This is a genomic window from uncultured Mailhella sp. (assembly GCF_905187505.1).
Taxonomy (GTDB): domain Bacteria; phylum Desulfobacterota; class Desulfovibrionia; order Desulfovibrionales; family Desulfovibrionaceae; genus Mailhella.
The window spans coordinates 1-22001 of sequence record NZ_CAJJIC010000001.1; the positions used below are offsets into that span (position 1 = coordinate 1).

At 60.9% G+C, this 22001-nt stretch carries 21 protein-coding genes; all 21 read right to left on the reverse strand.

Translation table 11 applies throughout. From position 1 onward, the window contains the following. Positions 1 to 63: 63 nt before the first annotated feature. The 21 genes from lon to argS all read right to left on the reverse strand — a co-directional run bounded on the left by lon (position 64) and on the right by argS (position 22000). A complete protein-coding gene (lon, locus tag QZZ60_RS00005) occupies positions 64 to 2601 on the reverse strand; it encodes an endopeptidase La (RefSeq protein ID WP_295636108.1) in 2538 nt (845 codons plus the stop codon). 39 nt (positions 2602 to 2640) lie between these two features. Further along, the gene (locus QZZ60_RS00010; RefSeq protein WP_295636110.1) at positions 2641 to 3336 is read right to left on the reverse strand and encodes a RadC family protein; all 696 of its coding nucleotides are present in this window, start codon (positions 3334 to 3336) and stop codon (positions 2641 to 2643) included. A 5-nt stretch (positions 3337 to 3341) separates the two neighbouring features. Then, positions 3342 to 4343, reverse strand: coding sequence for a DNA polymerase III subunit delta (locus QZZ60_RS00015; protein ID WP_295636112.1), 1002 nt, complete (start codon positions 4341 to 4343; stop codon positions 3342 to 3344). Positions 4344 to 4365: 22 nt separating this feature from the next. Next, positions 4366 to 4899: an LPS assembly lipoprotein LptE gene (locus QZZ60_RS00020; RefSeq protein WP_295636114.1), complete on the reverse strand. Its 534-nt coding sequence runs from the start codon at positions 4897 to 4899 to the stop codon at positions 4366 to 4368. Positions 4900 to 5069: 170 nt separating this feature from the next. Then, a complete protein-coding gene (gene leuS / locus QZZ60_RS00025; RefSeq protein WP_295636116.1) occupies positions 5070 to 7574 on the reverse strand; it encodes a leucine--tRNA ligase in 2505 nt (834 codons plus the stop codon). Between the two features lie 71 nt (positions 7575 to 7645). Beyond that, complete coding sequence (nusB, locus tag QZZ60_RS00030) at positions 7646 to 8107, reverse strand: transcription antitermination factor NusB (protein WP_295636118.1); 462 nt, start codon at positions 8105 to 8107, stop codon at positions 7646 to 7648. Further along, the gene (ribE, locus tag QZZ60_RS00035; RefSeq protein WP_295636120.1) at positions 8107 to 8577 is read right to left on the reverse strand and encodes a 6,7-dimethyl-8-ribityllumazine synthase; all 471 of its coding nucleotides are present in this window, start codon (positions 8575 to 8577) and stop codon (positions 8107 to 8109) included. Before ribE ends, nusB begins: the two co-directional genes overlap by 1 nt. A gap of 7 nt (positions 8578 to 8584) precedes the next feature. Continuing rightward, a complete protein-coding gene (locus tag QZZ60_RS00040) occupies positions 8585 to 9805 on the reverse strand; it encodes a bifunctional 3,4-dihydroxy-2-butanone-4-phosphate synthase/GTP cyclohydrolase II (protein ID WP_295636122.1) in 1221 nt (406 codons plus the stop codon). A gap of 8 nt (positions 9806 to 9813) precedes the next feature. Continuing rightward, positions 9814 to 10485 carry a riboflavin synthase gene (locus tag QZZ60_RS00045; protein WP_295636125.1) on the reverse strand — a complete coding sequence of 224 codons (672 nt, stop codon included), beginning with the start codon at positions 10483 to 10485 and terminating at the stop codon, positions 9814 to 9816. A gap of 2 nt (positions 10486 to 10487) precedes the next feature. After that, positions 10488 to 11618, reverse strand: coding sequence for a bifunctional diaminohydroxyphosphoribosylaminopyrimidine deaminase/5-amino-6-(5-phosphoribosylamino)uracil reductase RibD (ribD, locus tag QZZ60_RS00050; protein WP_295636127.1), 1131 nt, complete (start codon positions 11616 to 11618; stop codon positions 10488 to 10490). Then, entirely contained in the window at positions 11615 to 12145 is a 531-nt protein-coding gene (locus tag QZZ60_RS00055; protein ID WP_295636297.1) for a cytidine/deoxycytidylate deaminase family protein, read from the reverse strand. The genes ribD and QZZ60_RS00055 overlap by 4 nt, the downstream gene beginning before the upstream one ends. Before the next feature lie 104 nt (positions 12146 to 12249). After that, positions 12250 to 13494, reverse strand: a complete 1245-nt coding sequence (glyA, locus tag QZZ60_RS00060; protein ID WP_295636129.1) for a serine hydroxymethyltransferase — start codon at positions 13492 to 13494, stop codon at positions 12250 to 12252. 48 nt (positions 13495 to 13542) lie between these two features. Beyond that, positions 13543 to 14790, reverse strand: coding sequence for a beta-ketoacyl-ACP synthase II (gene fabF, locus QZZ60_RS00065; protein WP_295636131.1), 1248 nt, complete (start codon positions 14788 to 14790; stop codon positions 13543 to 13545). A gap of 371 nt (positions 14791 to 15161) precedes the next feature. Next, a complete protein-coding gene (locus QZZ60_RS00070; protein ID WP_077072368.1) occupies positions 15162 to 15398 on the reverse strand; it encodes an acyl carrier protein in 237 nt (78 codons plus the stop codon). A 138-nt stretch (positions 15399 to 15536) separates the two neighbouring features. Then, entirely contained in the window at positions 15537 to 16280 is a 744-nt protein-coding gene (fabG, locus tag QZZ60_RS00075) for a 3-oxoacyl-[acyl-carrier-protein] reductase (protein ID WP_295636134.1), read from the reverse strand. Between the two features lie 58 nt (positions 16281 to 16338). Further along, positions 16339 to 17343, reverse strand: a complete 1005-nt coding sequence (locus QZZ60_RS00080) for a beta-ketoacyl-ACP synthase III (protein ID WP_295636136.1) — start codon at positions 17341 to 17343, stop codon at positions 16339 to 16341. A 240-nt stretch (positions 17344 to 17583) separates the two neighbouring features. Beyond that, complete coding sequence (gene plsX / locus QZZ60_RS00085) at positions 17584 to 18633, reverse strand: phosphate acyltransferase PlsX (RefSeq protein ID WP_295636138.1); 1050 nt, start codon at positions 18631 to 18633, stop codon at positions 17584 to 17586. After that, positions 18623 to 18808 carry a 50S ribosomal protein L32 gene (rpmF, locus tag QZZ60_RS00090; protein WP_294447246.1) on the reverse strand — a complete coding sequence of 62 codons (186 nt, stop codon included), beginning with the start codon at positions 18806 to 18808 and terminating at the stop codon, positions 18623 to 18625. The genes plsX and rpmF overlap by 11 nt, the downstream gene beginning before the upstream one ends. Before the next feature lie 31 nt (positions 18809 to 18839). After that, positions 18840 to 19397 (reverse strand): DUF177 domain-containing protein, encoded by a 558-nt coding sequence (locus QZZ60_RS00095; protein WP_295636140.1) that lies wholly within the window; start codon positions 19395 to 19397, stop codon positions 18840 to 18842. 126 nt (positions 19398 to 19523) lie between these two features. Further along, positions 19524 to 20330, reverse strand: a complete 807-nt coding sequence (locus tag QZZ60_RS00100) for an SPOR domain-containing protein (RefSeq protein WP_295636142.1) — start codon at positions 20328 to 20330, stop codon at positions 19524 to 19526. Positions 20331 to 20332: 2 nt separating this feature from the next. After that, positions 20333 to 22000, reverse strand: coding sequence for an arginine--tRNA ligase (gene argS / locus QZZ60_RS00105; protein ID WP_295636144.1), 1668 nt, complete (start codon positions 21998 to 22000; stop codon positions 20333 to 20335). Position 22001: the final 1 nt, after the last annotated feature.

Genomic DNA, 22001 nt, shown 5'->3' on the forward strand with positions numbered 1-22001 from the left:
GAGGAGCGGCCGCCCCGAAGGAAGCGGCCGCTCCTCTGTCGTCCGGCTTCGTCAAAACCGGCTCTATGATGCTTCCTTCTCTTTCTTTTTCTCCATGACCAGAGGAAGCAGTTCACCTATGGTGCTTACCGTGTGTATTTCTATCCTGCGACGCAGATCGGCAGGAATCTCTTCAAGATCCTTGACGTTCTGCGTCGGAATGACGGCTCTCTTCAGCCCTCTCGCCACAGCGCCGAGAATTTTCTCCTTGATGCCGCCCACGGGAAGCACCCGTCCTCGAAGCGTGATTTCACCAGTCATGCAGGTATCGCCGCGGACAGGACACCCGGTAAGCGCGGATACCAGGGCCGAAACCAGCGTCACACCTGCGGAAGGTCCGTCCTTGGGCGTCGCACCGGCGGGCACATGAATATGAATGTCCAGCTTCTGGGAGAAGTCCGGATCTATGCCCAGCTCTCTGGCATGGGAACGCGCGTACGTCACGGCGGCCTGAGCGCTTTCCTTCATGACGTCGCCGAGCTGTCCGGTCAGAAGCAGTCCGCCCTTCCCTTCCATGGTGCTCACTTCCACATGCAGCACTTCGCCTCCGGCCTGCGTCCAGGCCAGACCGAGGGCGACACCGGGCAGAAGTTCCTTTTCCTTTTCTTCGTCAAGGAATCGAGGAGCGCCGAGCAGACGCGCCACAAGCGCCGGCGTGACCACGAAGGGAGGCTTTTCTCCCTCGGCCTTGCGCCTTGCAAGCTTCCGGCATATGGAGCCGAGCTGCCGCTCGAGGCCGCGAAGACCGGCTTCTCGCGTGTATCCGCGAATGACGCGCGCAATGGCCGCATCGCGAAACACGATGTCATCCTCCTTCAGACCGTTTTCTGCAATCTGCCTCTTCAGCAGATATTTGCGGGCAATGGCCAGCTTTTCCTGCTCGGTGTAGCCTGAAAGATGAATGATCTCAAGACGATCCAGAAGAGCCGCAGGAATGGTGTCGAGCTGGTTGGCCGTACAGAGAAACAGCACTTTGGAAAGGTCGAACTCCAGGTTCAGATAGTGGTCGCTGAAATGAGAATTCTGTTCGGGATCCAGCGCCTCCAGAAGCGCCGAGGCTGGATCGCCGCGGAAGTCGTTGCCGAGCTTGTCGATTTCATCCAGAACGATGACCGGATTGCGCGTTCCGGCCTGACGTATGGCCTGAATGATGCGGCCCGGCATGGCGCCGATGTAGGTGCGCCTGTGGCCGCGGATTTCCGCTTCGTCCCTCATGCCGCCGAGGGAGATGCGCTGAAACTTGCGTCCGAGCGCTCTCGCGATGGAACGTCCGAGCGACGTCTTGCCCACGCCGGGAGGCCCGACGAAGCAGAGCACCGGCCCCTTGGAGTCGGGATTCAGCTTGCGCACGCTCAAAAATTCCAGAATGCGGTCCTTCACCTTTTCAAGGCCGAAGTGATCTTCGTCAAGGATGGCGGCGGCCTTCACAATGTCCAGCCTGTCGCGGGACATCTTCTTCCACGGAAGCTCGGCAAGAAGGTCAAGATACGTGCGTACCACGTTGGCTTCGGCGGAGTCTCCGTGCATGGAGGCAAGGCGCCGCAGCTGCTTGTCGGCCTCGCGTCGAGCGTCGGGAGGAAGAGAAGCCTTTTCAAGGGCTTTCCTGAGATTTTCGTTCTCGTCGTCCGCGTCTTCTCCGTCTCCAAGTTCCTTGTGAATGGCCTTGAGCTGTTCGCGCAGAAAATAATCCTTCTGCGCCTTGTCCATTCCTTCCCGCGCCATGCTCTGAATGCGCGCCTGCATGGCGGCCACTTCCACTTCGCGGATGAGATGATCATTGACAAGGCGCAGACGCTCAACCGGGTCGAGGCATTCGAGAATCGCCTGTGCCTCGTCGACGCGCAGACGCATGTTGGCCGCGATGATGTCGGCCAGTCTGCCGGGATCGTTGACGGAATTGAGCACGTTCATGATCTCCCCGGAGGGAAGTCCGCGAAGATGCAGAATCTTGTCGCTCTGCTCCCGCGCGGAGCGCATCATGGCCTCAAGTTCCACGTCGGAAACATCCCCGCGCTTTTCGTCGAGCACCTGCACGCGTGCGAGCAGAATGGGGCCGTCGTTGTCGAACTCCTCCACATGGGCCCGCGTCAGCCCCTGAACCAGAAGCTTCACCTGACCGTCGTTCATCTTGATCATGCGCAGTATCATGACCACGGAACCGACGTCGTACAGTTCCTCGGGCGAAGGTTCCTCGGCCGAGGCGTCGCGCTGGGCGCAAAGCAGCAGATACCGATTGCCGTTAAGCGCGAACTCCACGGTTTCCATGGCTTTTTCGCGATTTTCGAACAGCGGCACTATCATGGAATTGAACACCACGCTGTCACGCAGAGGAAGCACCGGCAAAACGGAAGGAATGGCGGGGGCCAGCTCGTCGTTCTCGCCGGCGGGTGCGTCCCCGGAGTCTCCCCCCTGTTTTTCCTGCTCTTCCCCGGAGTCGTGTCCGGAATCGTTCGAAGCTTCGGCCCGAACTTCCACAGGGGCGGAAAGTTCCGGATCCTGTTCCAGCAGGTCTTTCTTGTCTTCTTCCGGCATTGCGGAAGGTATCTTTTGCGTATTGCTCATGCTATCCTCATTCGGGCAGATCCCGTACATTCCTTTTCGTCACTTCAGGCGGCAGTCACGCATCATGCTGAATGCGGCGTCGGAAGTGATGATCACATGATCGTGCAGGAACAGGCCCAGCTGCCGGAGCGTCAGGGCTATGCGTCCTGTCAGAGCCCTGTCCTCCTGCGACGGCATGTATGTGCCGCCAGGATGGTTGTGCATGAGAACAAGGCTGCTGGCACGGCTCTTTATCATGAGCTCCACGACCTCAAGAGGTTCCAGAGACACATGATCCATAGAGCCATGACGAATCTTTTTAAACATAAGCAGTCTGTTCTGTTTGTCCAGAAGCGCAGCCCACACTTCTTCCTCTGCGCAATGCTTCAGCCGCCTCCTGCCCATTTCCACGATGTCGGGCAGCGTAATGGCCTGCTTTTGTTGTACGTTGCTTTGCGATGCACGGGCAATGATTTCCCGAAGAAGCACAAGAAAACTATCAACGGCCGGCCCGCAGCCTTCCACCCCGGCCAGCTCTTCCGAAGAGGCGGAAAGCAGACCGTCAAAGCAGCCGAAGCGGGCAAGAAGCCGTTTGGCAAGAAGCTTGTTGTCCCGGCGCATGTATACGCAGCCGAGCGCCAGCTCAAGCAGTTCATAATCGGGAAGCGCCGAAGGATCCGAAAGAAAACGTTCCCGAAGACGCTTTCTGTGACCGGCGCGAAGATCAGCTTCGGAATGGGGCGTGCCGTCCTTCATGGTATTCAGCGTCCCGAACCCTTTTCTCCGCGGGGAGAGGAAAATATGAGAGAAAGAGAAGCCGTCAGCTCTTCCATGGCCTGAAGCGGCTGTCTTGCGCCGCTCTTCACGGAGAGCTCGGCCGCTTCAAGAGCCGCAAAAACTCGACAGAGGCCCTCGAATCCGAGACGGGCGGCAAGCCTTCGCTTCTCGTTTTCCAGAAACTGAGGGACGAACACCCGCTCTCCGGCATTCATCTGCCAGAGAATGCGGGCCTCTCTGGCCATGAGCGTAAGAAGGGGAAAAAGCAGCGATTCTCCGCCGTCGCCCTCACGCAGAAGCACCTTCCACACGGCACGGGGATTGCCGTTCTCAAGCTGGCGGATGACGTCGAATATGACGGCATCGGGCGTGAATTCCGTCATCTGGCGCACAAGATCAGCATCCACGGAGCCGTCGGCCGAAGCAAGATAAAGCTGCTCCAGCACGCCGCGGATGGCGGCGGCATCGGGGATGAGCATTTCCGAAAGCGCATTGAGGGCGTCGGGATTCAGACGCAGTCCCACGGCGGCGGCCTGCTTCTGCACGTACTGCCGCAGAGAGCGGACGTCTATGCCCATGGAGCGCCATACCCATTTTCGGCTTTCGGCAAAGGCAAGGCACTTGAGCTTCGCCACGTGGGCGGGAAGCTTCGACTGCCCTTTTTCCCAGGGGCATTCAAGGCAGAACACGGGCAGGATGCCGGGACGGGGCGTGCCGAGCAGCGACGAAAGCTTTTTCCACACGTCCGCCGGAAGCTGATGCGCACCGCGCACTATGAGCACACGGCTGCGTCCATCCATGCCGAGCAGCGTCAGCGCGTCCCAGAAACGACGATCCAGCCCCTCGTCGCCCCAAAAGGTCTGAACGTCAGGCCCAGGCGCCCCGCTGCCGCCGGACGCAAAAGGAGCGACGAGCTCCCTCTCCACGTACTCTCGCAGCAGGGCGGCATCGGGACATATGCAGAAAAAGAACCCCGGCCTGTCCATTCGCTTCTCCAGAACGCCGGCGTCAGAAATTCTGCTGCATACGGTCGAGAGCCCGGCGCAGCGCTTCCTTCAGACCGTCGCGAATGGCGCTGGACTCATCCACGGTTTCAAACTTGTCGCTGTAGGAGATCACGCCGGAACGCCAGACCACGGCTCCGGTCTTCCCGCTGCGGACGACAAGCTCGATCTGCACCACGGTATCGCTGAGCAGCGTGTTGTCCACGTAGTTGGACACCGAGGAACGAACGCGGAAGCCCGGCATGGTGATGGTAAGCAGATAGTCGGCGTTGCCGCTGTCCACCCAGCGAGCAAGCCGGCGCAGGTTCACCTCGTCGCGCACGATGCCGCGCAGGTAATACTGCACCCAGGGATACATGGTGACCTGATCCACCTTGTCGATCTTGAGCGTGCTGTTTCCGTCGCCAAGTATGCTGACGGCGCGAGAGCTGCTGGTGGAATAGCCGTCCAGGCTGTAGCCGCAGCCGCCGGCAAACAGACTCAGGCAGCAGGCGGCGGCCGCAATCAGTCCCTTCCAGGTTCCCCTTGGTCTTATCATCAGACATTCCTTCATGGCGACGCAGGATGAGGCGTCCCCGCGGACTGCCGTCACAGGGCGGCTTCCGGGAGACGCCGGAAAGACTTTTCTCCTTGAACGAAGAGAAAAGTCCCTCCGTTCCCGGCCTTCCCGCCTTGGGCGGGAAGGCCCGTATTTCCCATCGCGCGGCGCTATTCCGCGACGATGTTGACCAGTTTGCCGGGCACCACGATGACCTTGCGCACCGTCTTTCCGGCAATGTGATTCTGGATGGAACGCTCGGCAAGAGCGGCCTTTTCCATGTCCTCACGGGAGGAATCGGCGGGCACTTCCACCTTGCCGCGCAGCTTGCCGTTGACCTGGACCACCACGGTGATCACGTCCTTCTTGAGTGCGTCCTCGCTCCATGCGGGCCAGCGCACGTCGTCCAGGGAATCGACATGACCGAGCTGCTGCCAGACTTCCTCGCACATGTGAGGCGTGAAGGGGAAGAGCATGACAAGCACCGTGGCCATGGCGGAAGACAGAGCGTTGCGGCCCTCCTCCGTGGCGGAAAGTTCCTCGCGGTACTGGTTGACGGCGTTGACGAGTTCCATGATGGCGGCAATGGCCGTGTTGAACTGATTGCGCTCGGCAATGTCCTCGCCCACCTTCTTCACGGTGGCGTGTTCGCTGCGCCGCAGGGCACGAACGGCGTCGCTCGCCGCGGGGGAGAGGTCGGAACAGGCATTCACGGGCTTGAGAATGGACTGCATCTCGGAGAACATTCTCCACACGCGGCTCACGAAACGGTAGGAGCCTTCAATGCCGCTGTCGCTCCAGTCGAAGTCGCGTTCCGGAGGCGCCGCAAACAGGCAGAACAGACGCACGGTGTCGGCGCCGTACTTCTGCACCATGGCGTCGGGATCCACGATGTTGCCCTTGGACTTGGACATCTTGCTGCCGCCGAGCAGAACCATGCCCTGCGTGAGCAGATTCTTGAAGGGTTCGTCCATGTCGGCGGGCAGGTACCCGAAGTCCCGCAGCATCTTGGTGAAGAAGCGGGAATACAGAAGGTGCAGAATGGCATGCTCCACGCCGCCGATGTACTGATCCACGGGCAGCCAGTACTTGAGAGCCTCCATGTCGAAGGGCGCGTCGTCCTTGCGGGCGGAGGTGTAGCGGGCAAAATACCAGGAAGATTCCACGAAGGTGTCCATGGTGTCCGTCTCGCGACGGGCGGGGCCGCCGCAGCAGGGGCACACGGTCTCCACGAAGGAAGGCGTTTCGGGCAGAGGAGAACGACCGTCGTCACAGGTCTTCACGTCAAGAGGCAGACGCACGGGCAGATCTTCGATCCGGACCGGCTGCACGCCGCACTTCTTGCAGTAGACCACGGGAATGGGGGCGCCCCAGTAGCGCTGACGGGAAATGTTCCAGTCGCGCAGGCGGTAGTTCACCGTGGCGCGGCCCTTGCCCGTTTCTTCGAGCTTTCTGATGATGGCGGCCTTGCCCTCTTCATTGGGCATGCCCGTGAACTCGCCGGAGTTCACCAGAACTCCGGGATCGACATAGGCTTCCGTCATGGTCGCGGGATCGAGTTCCCCGCCTTCGGGGCTCACCACGACCTTGATGCCGATGCCGAACTTGCGGGCGAAGTCGAAGTCGCGCTGATCATGCGCGGGCACGGCCATGACCGCGCCGGTGCCGTAGTCGGCCAGCACGAAGTTGCCGAGCCAGATCGGAATGCGGTCGCCGGTAAAGGGATTGAGGCAGTAGGCCCCCGTGAACACGCCGTCCTTTTCCAGGGTTTCGGACTGACGGTCGAGACGGTCCATGTTGCGGGTACGCTCGATGAAGGCGCGGATCTCGGCCTCGTTTTCCCGACCGGCAATGAGGGATTCCACCAGCGGATGCTCAGGAGCCAGCGTCATGAAGGTCACGCCGAACACCGTGTCGGCACGGGTGGAGAACACCTTGATCTCGCCTTCGCGCCCTTCCAGCTTGAACACGATCTCCGCGCCGGTTGAACGGCCTATCCAGTTGTGCTGCATGGTGAGCACGCGGGAAGGCCAGCCCTTTTCCAGCTTCTTGAGGTCGACAAGCAGCTCGTCGGCATAGGCCGTGATGCGGAAGAACCACTGCGTAAGGTCCTTCTGTTCCACTTCGGAATCACAGCGCCAGCACTTTCCGTCGATGACCTGTTCATTGGCGAGCACGGTATGACAGCTCGGGCACCAGTTCTGCGGGGCCTTCTTGCGGTACACAAGCCCCTTTTCCAGGCACTTCAGGAAAAATTCCTGTTCCCAGCGATAGTATTCGGGACGGCAGGTCGCAATTTCCCTGCGCCAGTCATAGGAATAGCCCATGCGCTTGAGCTGGGAGCGCATGTTGTCGATGTTGGCGTAGGTCCATTTTGCAGGATGCGTGCCGTGCTTGATGGCGGCATTTTCCGCAGGCAGGCCGAAGGCGTCCCAGCCGATGGGATGCAGGACGTTGTAGCCCTGCAGACGGCGGAAGCGGGCCATGACGTCGCCTATGGAATAGTTGCGGACGTGTCCCATATGAATGTTGCCCGAAGGGTACGGGAACATTTCCATAAGAAAATACTTGGGTTTGGAAGAATCGACATCGCAGTCGAAGGAGCCCTTTTCAGCCCATATCTTCTGCCATTTTTCTTCCAGCGCATGAGGATCGTAACGAGACGAAAGTGCCATTTTAGTTCCTTGAAAACTTCGGGCTTGCGCCCGCTGTGCATATCGGGAAAATACCTGCCCGTACCCGGACCTCAGCCGCGGATGCGAAGCTCTCCCTTGTCCACGGCCTTGCTCACCGCATCGAGAATGCCGTTCACGAAGGTGTGGGACCGGGAATCGCCGTACTGCTTGTCGAGCTCAAGAGCTTCGTTCATGGAAACCTTGGCCGGAACATCGGCGCGATACAGCATTTCATACACGCCGAGACGCAGCAGGTTCAGTTCCACGCGTCCCACGCGATCAAGCCGCCAGTTGCGGGCGAAACGTTCGATGACGGCATCCAGCTCGTCGCGATGCTGCCATACGCCGTACACAAGCTCCCAGGCAAAGCCGGAAGGCTCGCCTTCCTGCTCCAGTGCCTCGTCCTGACGGGGCACGGCGAGAAAGGCCGCCTTGAGCTGTTCCACGGAAGTGCATTCCAGAAATTCCTGACCGTACAGGGCCTGAAAGGCCAGCAGGCGCTGAGCGCGACGGGAGGGTTCTTTCACACCCATTACAGCTGCTCCATGACGCGGATGGTTTCCACCACGGCGGCGGCGGTTTCCGCGCCCTTGTTGCCCACATGGGCGCCGGCGCGTTCAATGGCCTGTTCCAGGGTGTCGCAGGTCAGAAGGCCGAATCCCACGGGCAGGCCCGACTGCAGCGACACCTGAGCGATGCCCTTGGAGGCCTCGGCACAGACATAGTCGAAGTGGGGAGTGCTGCCGCGAATGACCGCGCCGAGGGCGATGATGCCGCTGTACTGCGAGAACGCCGCCAGCTTCTTGCACACGATGGGCAGTTCATACGCACCGGGAACGCGCACCACGGTGATGTCTTCCTGAGAGGCTCCGTGACGGGTCAGATAGTCAATGGCGCCTTCCACCAGATGCTGAACGATGAAATCGTTGAAACGCGACGCCACGATGGCGATCTTCAGGCCCTGGGCATTGAGCTGTCCTTCTATGGTCTTGACGGAATACATGATTTCCTCACTCTGTCTTGGGGCATACCCGCCGAAGCAGGTGGCCCATTTTTTCTTTCTTCGTCAGCAGGTAATCTTCATTGTAGCGGCCGGGCTCCTGCTCGATGGGCACCCGCTCCACGATGTCAAGCCCGTACCCTTCCAGCCCCACGATTTTGGTGGGATTGTTGGTCAGAAGACGGAGCTTGCGAATGCCCAGATCCACCAGAATCTGGGCGCCGACGCCATAATCGCGCAAATCGGGACGGAAGCCAAGACGAATGTTCGCCTCCACGGTGTCCAGTCCCTGTTCCTGCAGCGCATAGGCCTTTATCTTGTTGGCCAGACCTATGCCCCGCCCTTCCTGGCGCATGTAGAGCAGAACGCCGCGACCTTCCTTTTCTATGCGGCAAAGGGCCGCGGCAAGCTGCCCCCCGCAGTCGCAGCGCATGGAACCGAACACGTCGCCGGTCAGACATTCGCTGTGCACGCGGGCGAGCACGGGTTCGTCCGTGGTCACGTCTCCCTTCACGAGCGCCACATGCGTGCGTCCGTCCACAGAATTTTCGTAGGCGATGATGCGGAAATTCCCGTACTTGGTGGGCATGGAAGCCTCGGCGGCCCTTTTGACGGCCACCTCTCCGTGCTCCAGCCTCCAACGGATGATGTCCTTGTTGGCGGCGATGTGCAGATTGTGCGCCTCGGCGAATTTCTCAAGATCGGGCATACGCGCCATGGTACCGTCATCCTTCATGATTTCACAGATGACGGCCGCCTCCCCGAGGCCGGCCATGCGACACAGGTCCACGCTGCCTTCCGTCTGTCCCGCACGGGTGAGCACGCCGCCCTTCTTCGCACGCAAAGGAAACACGCATCCGGGCGTCACGAGATCGGCCGGCTTTGCGCCGTCGGCAACGGCCGTGCGCACGGTATGGGCGCGTCCGGCTGCGGAAATGGGCGGAAAGGCGCTCTTTCTCGCGTCGATGGACACGGTGAAGTTCGTGCCGAACCGCGAACCGTTGCGCCGCGTCATGAGCGGCAGATCCAGCGCGTCGGCGCGCTCCGCGGAAAGGGAGAGGCAGATGAGTCCTCTTCCCTCACGGGACATGAAATTGATGATTTCAGGCGTGACGAACTCGGCGGCCGCCACAAGGTCGCCTTCGTTTTCACGGTCCTCGTCATCCACGAGGATGATCATCCGACCGTTCTTCAGATCGTCAAGGGCTGTTTCCACACTGCACAGGGGCATACGCTACCTCAAAAGCCAAAGCCGTTACGGCGCAGAAAGTCCATGGTCACTCGCTCCTCGGGAGCCTTGTCGTCGCCGGAAGCGACATAGGGCTGCATGAGGTGCTTCACATACTTGCCGATGACGTCCGTTTCAAGATTCACCGCGGAACCCGGACGCCAGAAGGCCACGGTGGTCACCCGCCAGGTTTCGGGAATGACGTTAACTTCAAGGAAGCCCGGACCGCAGTCGTTCACCGTCAGGCTGATGCCGTCCAGCGTGACCGAGCCCTTGGGAACGATCTGCGCGCTCCATTCCGGCGCGAAGACGAGACGGACGCATCTCGACTGTCCCACGGGACGCACGCTCTCCACATGAGCCACCGCGTCCACATGACCGCTCACGATGTGCCCGCCGAAGCGCTCGCCCATGGCCATGGCCCGCTCCATGTTCACGCGGCCGCCCACGGCAAGGGCGCCCAGGTTGGAACAGGAAAGCGTCTCCGCCGAAGCGAAGGCCGTAAAGGAAGGCCCGGCGGGAATCCAGGTCTCCATGGTGAGACACACCCCGTTGCAGGCGACGGACTCGCCGATTTCCGGTCTGTCCCACGGAAAAAGAGGATGGAAACGGAAAAGGATGTCCCCGCCCCGCTTTTCCATGGCCTCGATGCGGCCCTGCCCTTCCACAAGTCCGGTAAACATGGCTAGCCCCTGTCCGCGCGAAAATAAAGGTGAATGTCCCCGCCCACCACGGAAGTCTTCACCACTCGCATTCTGAGGGCGTCTTCCATGCTGTCCGCCGTGCGGCCGGCAAAGACGGGGGTCGCGTCGGCGTCGCCGAGAATGATGGGCGCAAGATGAAGATGAAATTCATCCACCAGTCCGCGTTCCAGAAGCGAAAGCGCCAGTCTCCCGCCGCCTTCGCAGAGCACGTACAGACAGTGCTCGTCCTCCCGCAGACGCGTGAGCACTTCCTCCGCGTCCAGGGCGTGCTTGCCCGCGGGACAATCCACGCCGTACACGCGCGCGCCGCGATTGCGCAGGGCCGCGGCGGAAGGCGAGGCCGCCTGCGCCGCCGTGCTGAAGAACACGCAGTCGCCGGGACGCTCGTCGAGCAGATGGCAGGAGGCGTCCCCCGCGGGCAGTCTGGACGTCATGACCGCGGCCAGCGGCTGACGCTGCGCGCTCTGCGTGCGTGCCGTGAGTCTGGGATTGTCGAGCATGAACGTGTTGCCGCCCACGAGCACCGCACCGCCCGCGCGCCCTATATTTTCGCGCAGACGCATGACCTCCTCATGGGAAGCCCGGTTGGAAATGAGCTGTGAACGCCCCGCACGGGTGGCGATGCGGCCATCAAGCGTGGAGGCCATCTTCAGGATGACGTACGGACGGCGAGTCGTCTGCCATACGACGAAGTCCGCCACAAGATCACGGCACTCGGCTTCAAGAATCCCCGTTTCCACGGAAACGCCCATGGAGCGAAGATACTCCGCGCCGCCGGCAGCCTGCGCGTTCACGTCGGGCATGCCGACGACCACATGAGAAATGCCCGCCTCGAGAATGGCCTTCGTGCAGGGAGGCGTCTTGCCCTGATGATTGCAGGGTTCAAGCGTCACGTACAACGTGCAGCGGGAAACATCCACGCCCTTTTCCCTGGCATCGCGCAGGCAGTTGACCTCGGCATGAGCCTGCCCGCAGACCTGATGCCAGCCCTCGGCGACTATTTTTCCGTCCTGCACCAGCACGGCGCCCACCGTAGGATTGGGAGCCGTGCTCCAGCGGCCTCTTTCGGCCAGTTCCAGAGCCGCCCGCATGAATGTTTCGTGCTGATTCACGCTCTGCCTCCTTCATTTTCTTCCGCAGCTGCGCCCTGCATCTCTCCCCCCGCAGGGCAGGCCTCGTCCGCGCCGTGAGGAAGGTGCATGACCTCCACTCCCGCCTCGGCCAGCATGGCCTTGGACAGCTCATCCGGGTAATTTTCAGAAACCCATATTTTCTTGATGCCGCAATTAATAAGCATTTTCGCACAGATGAAACACGGATACGTTGTGCAGAAAAGCTCTGCGCCCCGCAGGGAAATCCCATGCACGGCGGCCTGAATGATGACGTTCTGCTCGGCATGTATGCCCCGGCAGATCTCATGACGCTGACCGGAAGGAATGCCGAGCTGTGCGCGCAGACAGCCGGACTCAAGACAGTGCGGCACTCCGGAAGGCGCGCCGTTGTAGCCTGTCGCAAGAATGCGCCTGTCCAGAACGGCCACGGCGCCGACCTTCCTTCTCAGGCAGGTGGAACGCTCCGCCACTAGATAGGCGATGTCCATGAAATATCGTGGCCAGCTTGCTCTGCCGCCCTGCGCCATAAATCCTCCCGTTTCATCTCCGGAAACTATCACGTGAGAATCCGTTTGAAAACAAGGAAAAAAAGCGGCCCCGCGCGCAAAAGAGCGCAGGGCCGCCCCGTCATTTACCAGGCAAACAGCGGGAACTGGAGGGCAAAGGCTTCCACTTCACCGCGAATCTCGGCAAGACGAGTCTCGTTGGTGGTGTTGGAAAGCACGTCCACGATCCAGCCGCCCACCTTTTCCATGTCCTTTTCCTTCATGCCGCGCGTCGTGAGCGCGGCCGTGCCGATGCGCACGCCGGACGTGACGAAGGGAGAACGGGTCTCAAAGGGAACCGTGTTCTTGTTCACCGTGATGCCGGCCAGATCCAGCGCGTGTTCGGCGTCCTTGCCGGTGATGTCCTTGCGCGTCAGGTCAAGCAGCATGAGATGATTGTCCGTGCCGCCGGAAACGAGGTCGTAGCCTGCGTCGACAAGGCAGGAGGCAAGCACCTTCGCGTTGCGGAGGATCTGAGCCTGATAGTCCTTGAACTCGGGACGCAGCGCTTCGCCGAGTGCCACGGCCTTGGCCGCGATGACGTGCATGAGCGGGCCGCCCTGTATGCCGGGGAACACCTTGCTGTTGATGCTCTTGCCGTATTCCTCGCCGCGACAGGTAAGAATCATGCCGCCGCGGGGACCGCGCAGGGTCTTGTGCGTCGTGGTGGTGGTGATGTCGGCCCAGGGAAGCGGAGAAGGATGAAGTCCGGCGGCCACGAGACCGGCGATGTGAGCCATGTCAACCATGAGCTTCGCGCCGACCTTGTCGGCTATCTTGCGGAAGCGCTCGAAGTCGATGATTCGGGAATAGGCGCTCGCGCCGGCCACGATGAGGGCCGGATGGCATTCCTCGGCCTTTCTTTCAAGCTCGTCGTAGTCGATGCGTCCCGTTTCACGGTTCACGCCGTAGGGAACGAAATGATACTCGCGGCCGGAAAAGTTGACGGGGCTGCCGTGCGTCAGATGACCGCCGTGCGTCAGATCCATGCCCATCACGGTGTCGCCGTTCTTGATGAGGGCAAGATAGGCCGCCATGTTGGCCTGGCTGCCCGCATGGGGCTGAACGTTGGCGAAGTCGCAGTCAAAGAGCTGCATCGCTCGGTCACGGGCGAGATTTTCCACGATGTCGACGAATTCGCAGCCGCCATAATAACGCTTGCCGGGGTATCCTTCAGCATACTTGTGCGTCATGATGGAGCCCTGCGCCTCGCGCACGGCAGAGGATACAAAGTTTTCCGACGCGATGAGTTCAAGCTTGCTCACCTGACGGCGGGATTCCTTCCAGATGGCGTCCGCGACCTCGGGGTCGCGCAGAATCAGTTCGTCCATGGTTCTCCGTTCCTGAAAATTGAGGGCCGGTTGCTCCGGCCCTGCAGATTACGCGGTAAACTTCTTCAGCACAAGGCTGGCATTCGTGCCGCCGAAGCCGAAGGAGTTTATCATGACATAGCAAGGATCGAGCTTTTTCGATCCCTCGCCCATATAATTGAGGTCGCACTCGGGATCGGGTGTTTCCTGATTGATGGTTCCGGGCACCATGCCGGTGGTCAGGCTCATGGAGGCAAACACGCTGGCCACGCCGCCGGAGGCGCCGAGCAGATGGCCTATCTGCGACTTCACGCCCGTAATGGCCAGCTTTCCGGCGTGATCGCCGAAGACTTCATGCAATGCCCTGGTTTCAGCCGCGTCGTTGGCATGGGTGGACGTGCCGTGCGCGCTCACATGGTCGATGACGTCGGGCGAAACCCCGGCATCGGCAAGCGCGTTGCGCATGCAGGCAGCCATGCCTTCGCCGGTCTCCAGCGGGGCGACCATGTGATGAGCATCGTCGGAAGCGCCGAAACCGGCCACTTCGGCATAGATCTTCGCACCGCGGGCCTGCGCGTGCTCAAGGGTCTCGAGCATGAGCATGCCCGCGCCTTCGCCCATGATGAAGCCGCTGCGTCCGGCGTCGAAGGGACGGGAGGCCTTTTCAGGCTCGTCCTGATGGGCCGTGCAGAGAGCCTTCATGGACGTGAATCCGGAAATGCCCATTTCCGTGATGGTGGACTCGGCGCCGCCCGTGATGACGGCATCGGCACGACCGAGCACGAGCTGATCATAGGCGCTGCCTATGGCGTGCAGAGCCGAGGCACAGGCGCTCGTGGACACGACGTTGATGCCCTTCGCTCCCGTGAATATGGCCACCTGGCCGGGGGCCATGTTGGAAATGAGCATGGGAATGTAGAAGGGAGAAACCCGGTTGGGGCCGGAGGTGCGCAGCTTTTCGTGGAAGTCCTCAATGGTCTTGAGGCCGCCGAGACCGACGCCGAGAACCACGCCCACTCGTCCGGCGTTGCTCTCGTCTATCTTGAGGCCGGAATCGGCCATGAGCTGCATGCCGGCGCACACGGCCAGCTGACAGAAACGGTCCATCTTGCGGCACTGCTTGGCCGGAATGAACGTCTCGGGCTTGAAGTCCTTCACTTCGCCCGCGATGTGCGTGGGAAATTCGGTGGAATCAAACTGAGTGATGCGGCCGATGCCGGACTTGCCTGCAAGAAGGGCCTCCCAGCTGCTCTCAAGGTCGGTACCCAGAGGAGTGATGGCAGAAAGGCCGGTGATGACTATGCGCTTACGATCCACGCGGAACAACTCCATATAAAGGTGACGGGACAAGGCTCCCTGAGAAAGACGCCGGCATCATGCCGGAAAACGCCCCGGACCGACCGTCCCGAAACATCCATGGCATGGCCCGAAAACGAACGTCCGTCCCGCGGACCTCTCCTTCCGCGAAACAAGCTGCAGGGAACAGCTCCCGGCCCGGAAAATCGCGGGCCTGAAAAGCGGCGCCCCTTGCGGGCCGCGATTCCTGCGTGCCGAAACATCGTTCCTCAGCAGGAGTCGGCCTTCCGCTTCCGCGGGCGCCGGAGCGAAGCCGCTCTTAACCCGAATACGCCGGGGAACCCGAAGCTCCCCGGCATCTTCGTGAAAACAAGATGAAAGGAAGTAAGAACTTACTTCTGCTTGCTTTCAATATAGTTGATGGCGTCCTTGACCTTCAGGATCTTCTGGGCGTCTTCATCGGCGATTTCCACGCCAAAGGCTTCTTCAAAGGCCATGATGAGCTCGGTCAGGTCGAGAGAGTCGGCACCCAGATCTTCGATGAAGGAAGCTTCGGGAGTCACTTCCTCTTCAGAAAGCTGAAGCTGTTCCACGATGATCTGCTTAACTTTATCTTCAACGGCGGCCATGTTTCCCTCCAGGGGGTGTTTCAGGTTTTCCAGATTCGGCCGGAAGCACTGCATCCGGCCATACCAAACGACAAGGGGAAAGGCCCTCTCCCCGGCCTCGCGGCGCAGGGACAATGCCGGGCTTTTCCGAAAATATCCTCAGCAGTACAGGCCGCCGTTCACGGCAAGGACCTGACCGGTGATGTACGAGGCCTTGTCCGACGCAAGAAACGCCACGGCATCGGCCACGTCCTGCGCGGAGCCGAGACGGCCCAGCGGGATGGCGGAAACATAGGCTTTTCTCACGTCTTCAGCAAGAGCGGCCGTCATGTCGGTCTCGATGAATCCGGGAGCCACGGCGTTCACGGTGACAAAGCGGCTGCCGAGTTCCTTGGCCGCGGACTTGGTCATGCCTATGAGCCCGGCCTTGGCTGCGGCATAGTTGATCTGTCCGGCGTTGCCCATCTGCCCGACGACGGAAGAGATGTTGATGATGCGTCCGTCGCGCTGACGGGTCATGATCTTGGCGGCCTCGCGCAGGAAAAGAAAGGCTCCGCGCAGATTGGTGTTGACCACGGCGTCGAAGTCTTCATCCTTCATGCGCAGCACAAGCCCGTCGCGGGTGATGCCGGCGTTGTTCACGAGAACGGAAAGATGAACCTTGCCCTTGATTTCCTCGGCAAAGAAGCGGCTTACGGCTTCGGAATCGCCGGAGTCCAGACGGAAGGCGCGGGCATGACCGCCTGCGGCCTCAATGTCGGCCACGGTCTGCTCCGCCGCCTCGGGACGGCTCACGTAGGTAAAGTATATCTGGTAGCCGGCGGCGGCGAGGGTCAGCGCCACGGTGCGGCCTATGCCGCGGGAACCGCCGGTGACAAGCGCGGTAGGGGTGAGTTCGCTCATACACATGCTCCTGATGGACGGATACTAAGCGTTTTCCGGGGAAATGACAACGGAGAAACTAGGCCAGAAGCACGGAACCCCAGGTCATTCCGCCGCCGAAACTGGTCAGCAGAACCTTCATGCCGGGACGGAGGAGGCCGAGACGGCGGGCGTCTTCCATGGCAACGGGAAGCGTGGCGGCGGAGGTGTTGCCGTAGTGCTGCACGTTGGCGAAGACCTTGTTCTCGTCTATGCCCAGACGCTCGCCCACGGCCTTGATGATTCTGAGATTGGCCTGGTGGGGAATGAACAGATCGAGCTCTTCCAGCGAAACGCCGTTGCGCGCAAGAATGCTCTGGCTCTCTTCGGTCATGCTGCGCACGGCATGCTTGAACACCGCCATGCCCTGCATGGAAATGAACCAGTCCGCGCCTATGACGTCTCCTTCCTTCACATGGCAGGCGGAGCCGCCGCCTATCTTGATGAGGTCGTGCAGGGAGCCGTCGGACGAGCATACGGAGTCGCGGACCTGCCAGAGCGCGCCCTTGTCGGAGCCGCGGACGACCACGGCGCCGGCCGCGTCGCCGAAGAGGACGCAGGTGGTGCGATCGGTAAAGTTGGTGCGGCGGGAAAGAGCCTCGGTGGCGACAAGCAGCACCATGGCGTCGGGATGGGCGGCCACGACGTCGCGCGCCAGTTCCAGCCCGTAGACGAAACCGGTGCATGCGGCGTTGAAGTCCATGCACATCACTCTGCCCATGCGCCCCGATGAGGCGCTGATGCCGAGCTTGCCGGCGATGAGACAGGCCGTGCTGGGGCACAGGTAGTCGGGAGTGCAGGTGGCAACAAAAATATGGGTGATTTCTTCCGGAGAAACACCGGCCTCGTCAAGAGCGGCACGGGCGGCGCTCACGCCGCAGTCGGAAGCATTGACGCCATCTTCGAGAACATGCCGTTCCTTGATGCCCGTTCTGGTGGTGATCCACTCATCGGAGGTTTCCACCAGCTTTTCCAGGTCATGATTGGTCATGACGCGGGGAGGAATGCAGGAGCCGAGTCCACAAATATAGCAGGGATGATTCATGAGATGTCCGAACACGGCCGCACCCGGGCGGCAGTCGTTCCTTTTGAGACGGAGGAAAGTCCCTACGGACCGCCTTCCGGGAGAAGCCGCGCATTTTCCGCACAGGGACGAAGCGGCCGGCAGGTGCGCAGGGAAAGGCACCTTGACACGTCGGACGACGGAGCGTCGTCTTATGGCGCGTCATGCGGAAAGCTCCCATGAAAGAAGCTTTCCGCATGACGAAAAACATGATGCAGGAAACTATACGGTGCGGCCGTAACTCGTCAGCTCCTCGTTGGCGCTGATGGTTTCCACCAGACGCTGCTGCGTTCCCTTGACCACGTAGGTGTTGGCCATGGTCACGGCGCTGGTGATGGCCTTGACGTTGGACTTGCCATGGCACACGATGGCAATGCCCTTCAGACCGAGAAGGGGCGCGCCCCCGTACTCCGCATAGTCCACCATCTTCTTGAAGTTCTGGAAGGCCTTCATGGAAAGGAACGCGCCCAGACGGGGCAGCACCCCGTTGTTCAGAAGTTCCCTTTTCAGAAGATGCGTCAGGGAAGAAGCCAGCCCTTCGCTCAGCTTGAGGGCGATGTTGCCCACAAAGCCGTCGCACACCGCAACGTCGATGTTGCCGGTGAACAGATCCCTGCCCTCGGCATTACCGATGAAGTTGAGGTTGGAGGCCTGTTTGAGCAGTTCGTAACTGCTCTTGACGAGGGAATTGCCCTTCCCTTCCTCCTCGCCGATGCTCAGGATGCCCACTCTGGGATCCTCGTAGCCGAGGATGTCCTTGACGAAGGTGGCTCCCATGAGCCCGAACTGAAAAAGATGATGCGGGCGGCACTCCACGTTGGCGCCCACGTCAAGCAGGAGCATGGGAGACTTTTCCGTAGGAATCACGGAAGCCAGCGCAGGCCTCTCCACGCCCGGGATGCGCCCGAGTATGAACATGCCGCAGGCATAGGCCGCACCGGAGTGACCGGCGCTGATGAAGGCGTCGGCTTCTCCCTGGCGGACAAGCCTGCATGCCACCTGCATGGAAGAATCCTTCTTGGTACGAAGAATCTCCGAAGGCTTGTCGGTCATCTCCACCAGCTGCGTGGCGTTGACGATCTCATAAAGATCGCCCTCCTCACCCGCATCGGGAAGGCCGGCGATGGTCTTGCGGATTTCTTCCTCGATACCGACGAGGATTACTTTGGCCCCCGTGTTGCGAGCGGCCTGAAGCGCGCCGGGAACAACCACGGAGGGACCGAAGTCCCCGCCCATGGCGTCCACGGCGAGTCTTGCGCGATTACTGCTCATCGCTGGCTACAGGTTCGACCTGACGACCGTCGTACTTGCCGCAGGAAGGGCAGACACTGTGGGGCTTGGTGGGAGCGCCGCAGGAGCAGTAGATGACGGTGGGCTTGGCCACGCGGTCATGAGAACGACGCATGCACTTTCTGGAGTGGGACTTTTTGTTCTGCTGAACGGCCATGTTGTTTCTCCTTATCTCGGAAACGGGGGAATCACCCCTGATGTTTCACTTTCAGTTGACGCAGAGCAGCCAGCCGCGGATCCCCGCTGTCGCGGGAACAGCTGCAGGCACCTTCATTAAGATTCTTGCCGCACACGGGGCACAGGCCCCGGCAGTCCGGCTTACAGAGAGGCTTCACCGGCAGGGCCAGCGAAAACTCCTCCCACAAAAGGGACGCCAGATCAAGAAAAGGCGCTCCGCCCTCCATGGTCACGGCGCATTCATCCAGAATGTCGGCAGGATCTTCCTCTTCCGGTTCGGTTCCGGCCTGTCCGGGGTATTCCTCGAACTCGTCGAAGCTCTGGTTCAGCACCACAAGAGTCTCTTCCATGCAACGATTGCACGGCATGGCCACAACGCCCCGTATCGTGCCGCGAAGCAGACAGCCGTCCTGCTGCGGAAGCAGGAAAACATCCGCAATGACAGGCTCAACTATGCGGCATGACACATGATATTCCTTCAGCGGAGTCTTCCAGACTTCCTCGTCGGAAACCGTAAGGTTCATCCCCTGGGGGTCAATCTCATTGAGTGCGATGTGTCTAAGATCCATGCTTTACCTCTGGAAACATGACAAAATACCTACCGTGCCCTTCTTTGTCAAGTATGCGAAGAACGGCACCGCCGGAAGCGGCGCGTCCCGGAAGGCGGCAAGACGCCCTCCTCCGCCGCAGAGACGCTATTTGCCCTTTACGGCCTTTTCACTCAGCACCATGGCGTCGTGCAGGCCGTAGCCGTCCAGCTTGCGGCGCAGCATCTGAAGATCGGCCTTGCTGCCGCGCATGAGCACCTGCACGTAATACCACGTGGTCCGGCTGGTCTTCGTCTGCGTGCGGCGGGCGCGAAGTCCGTCCTTGGTAAGCGTGTTCAGAAGCGTCTGCGCCTGCTTGGCCTCCTTGAAGGCGGCCACGCGCAGAACATAGTCGAACTGGGGTTCCCTGGGCTTCTGCACTTCCTGGGCGGGCTTTTCCTGTCTGGCCTTTTCCTGCGTCACTGCGGGCTTCGCGTCCGAGTCCTTCTGAGCGTCGGCAAGCACTCCTCCTGCGGCGTCGCTCTTCAGGCTCGTCATGAAGCGCAGCTCTTCCTTGGGAAGAATCTTCTCCGGCTCCTCGCTCTCTCCTGCGCTCTCCTTTGGTTCTTCCGAAAGAAGCGTGTCGAGCTCAAGGGCCTGGGGCAGCGGCATGCTGCTGCGGCCCACGATGACGCCGGACAGGAAGCAGAAGCCCAGCATGACGAGCGCAAGCACGCTCATGGTCACGAGAGCCGAAGGCGTGATGTTCGCCCGCCAGGCGAACACGCTGCGCCCTTCCGACCGGCTCTGGGTGCGCGCGGCGGAACTCTTGCGCGAAGAGGAGTCTTCGGCCGCGGCAGAGGATGCCGCGGCGTCCGAACTTTCCTCCGACGCAAAGAAGGTGCTCGTCCGGCGTTCCCGGTCGCTGTTTTTCTTCGCGCTTGAAGATGAACTGCGATAGAAGGCGTTGGCCATGACTACATGGATTCCGGAGCGCTGACGCCGAGCAGATCAAGGCCGTTGGCAATGACGACGCTCACGGCGCGCAAAAGCGCAAGACGGGCCTTCATCACGGCTTCATCGTCGCCGCTCAGCACGGGGTTGTTGGCATAGTAGCTGTGCAGCCTGCCGGCGAGCTCCATGAGATAGAAGCTGACGGGGTGCGCCGCACGGGCGCGGGCCGCGTCTTCCACCACGTTGCGGAAGCGTTCCGCCTCGCGCAGAAGCGCCAGGTCGTCGGCAGAGGTAAGCGGGGTCAGCATGTCCGCCGGGCAGCGCTCGGGCAGGACCACGCCGCGATCGGCGGCACGACGCAGCAGCGCGGCCACGCGGGCATGGGCGTACTGAACGTAGTACACCGGATTTTCCATGTTGCGCTGCTTCACGAGATCCAGATCGAAGTCCAGCGGGCTGTCGCTCTTGCGGGAAAGGAACATGAAGCGCGCAGCGTCGGTACCGACGTCGTCGAGCACTTCGCGCAGGGTGACGAACTCGCCGGAACGGGTGGACATGGCCACGGGCTCGCCGCCGCGCATGAGGTTCACCATCTGGATGAGCACCACGTGAAAATCCTTTTCCGGGTCATGCTTCATGCAGGTGATGGCGGCCTTCATGCGGGGCACATAGCCGTGATGGTCCGCGCCCCATATGTCGATGCACTCGTCGAAGCCGCGCTCGAACTTGTTGGCATGATAGGCGATGTCGGAGGCGAAATAGGTCAGATACCCGTCGCTCTTTCTGAGCACTCTGTCCTTGTCGTCGCCGAACTGCTGGGTGGCCAGCCATACGGCGTTGTCCTTGTCGTACACGAGGCCCATGGCGCGCAGCTTGTCGAAGGCTTCCTCAACCTTTCCGGCGTCCACGAGGCTTTTTTCCGAGAACCAGACCTGATGCTCCACGCGGAATTCCCGGAGGTCTTCCTTGATGCCCGCCAGAATGGTGGCGCAGGCGTATTCGTAGCACAGGTCCTTGGCCTCCGCTTCGGGACGTTCCGGCAGGGAGGGATCCTTTTCCAGCATCTCGCGGGCGATGTCGCGGATGTAGTCGCCGTGATACCAGCCCTTGGGATCTTCGGGATAGGTCACGGGCAGGTTGCATATCTCGCGCATGCGCAGATACACGGAATCGCCCAGAAGACGCATCTGACGACCGGCGTCGTTGATGTAATATTCCGTGGACACGTCGTAGCCGGCAAAACGCAGCAGACGGGTGAGCGAGTCACCCACGGCGGCGCCGCGTCCGTGACCGATGTGCAGGGGGCCGGTGGGGTTGGCGGAAACGTATTCCACCACGATGCGGCGGCCGCTGCCGTTCTTCGAGGAGCCGAACGCCCTGCCCTGCTCCTCCACCTCGGAAACGACGCCCTGCCAGAACGACGGCGCGAAGGTGATGTTGATGAAGCCGGGGCCGGCGATTTCGGCCGTGACGAGACCGGGGAACTTTTCGCAAAGCTCCTTCAGAATCTTTTCGGCCACCACGCGGGGCGCGGCCTTTGCCTGCTTGGAAAGCACCATGGCCAGATTGGTGGCCAGATCGCCGTAGCTGGACTCTCTGGGAATTTCCAGAACGGCCTTTTCAGGCCACTGCCAGCCGTTTCCGGCCACAATGTCACGGAGTGCCCTTTCAATGAGAAGTATGTCGCGCATC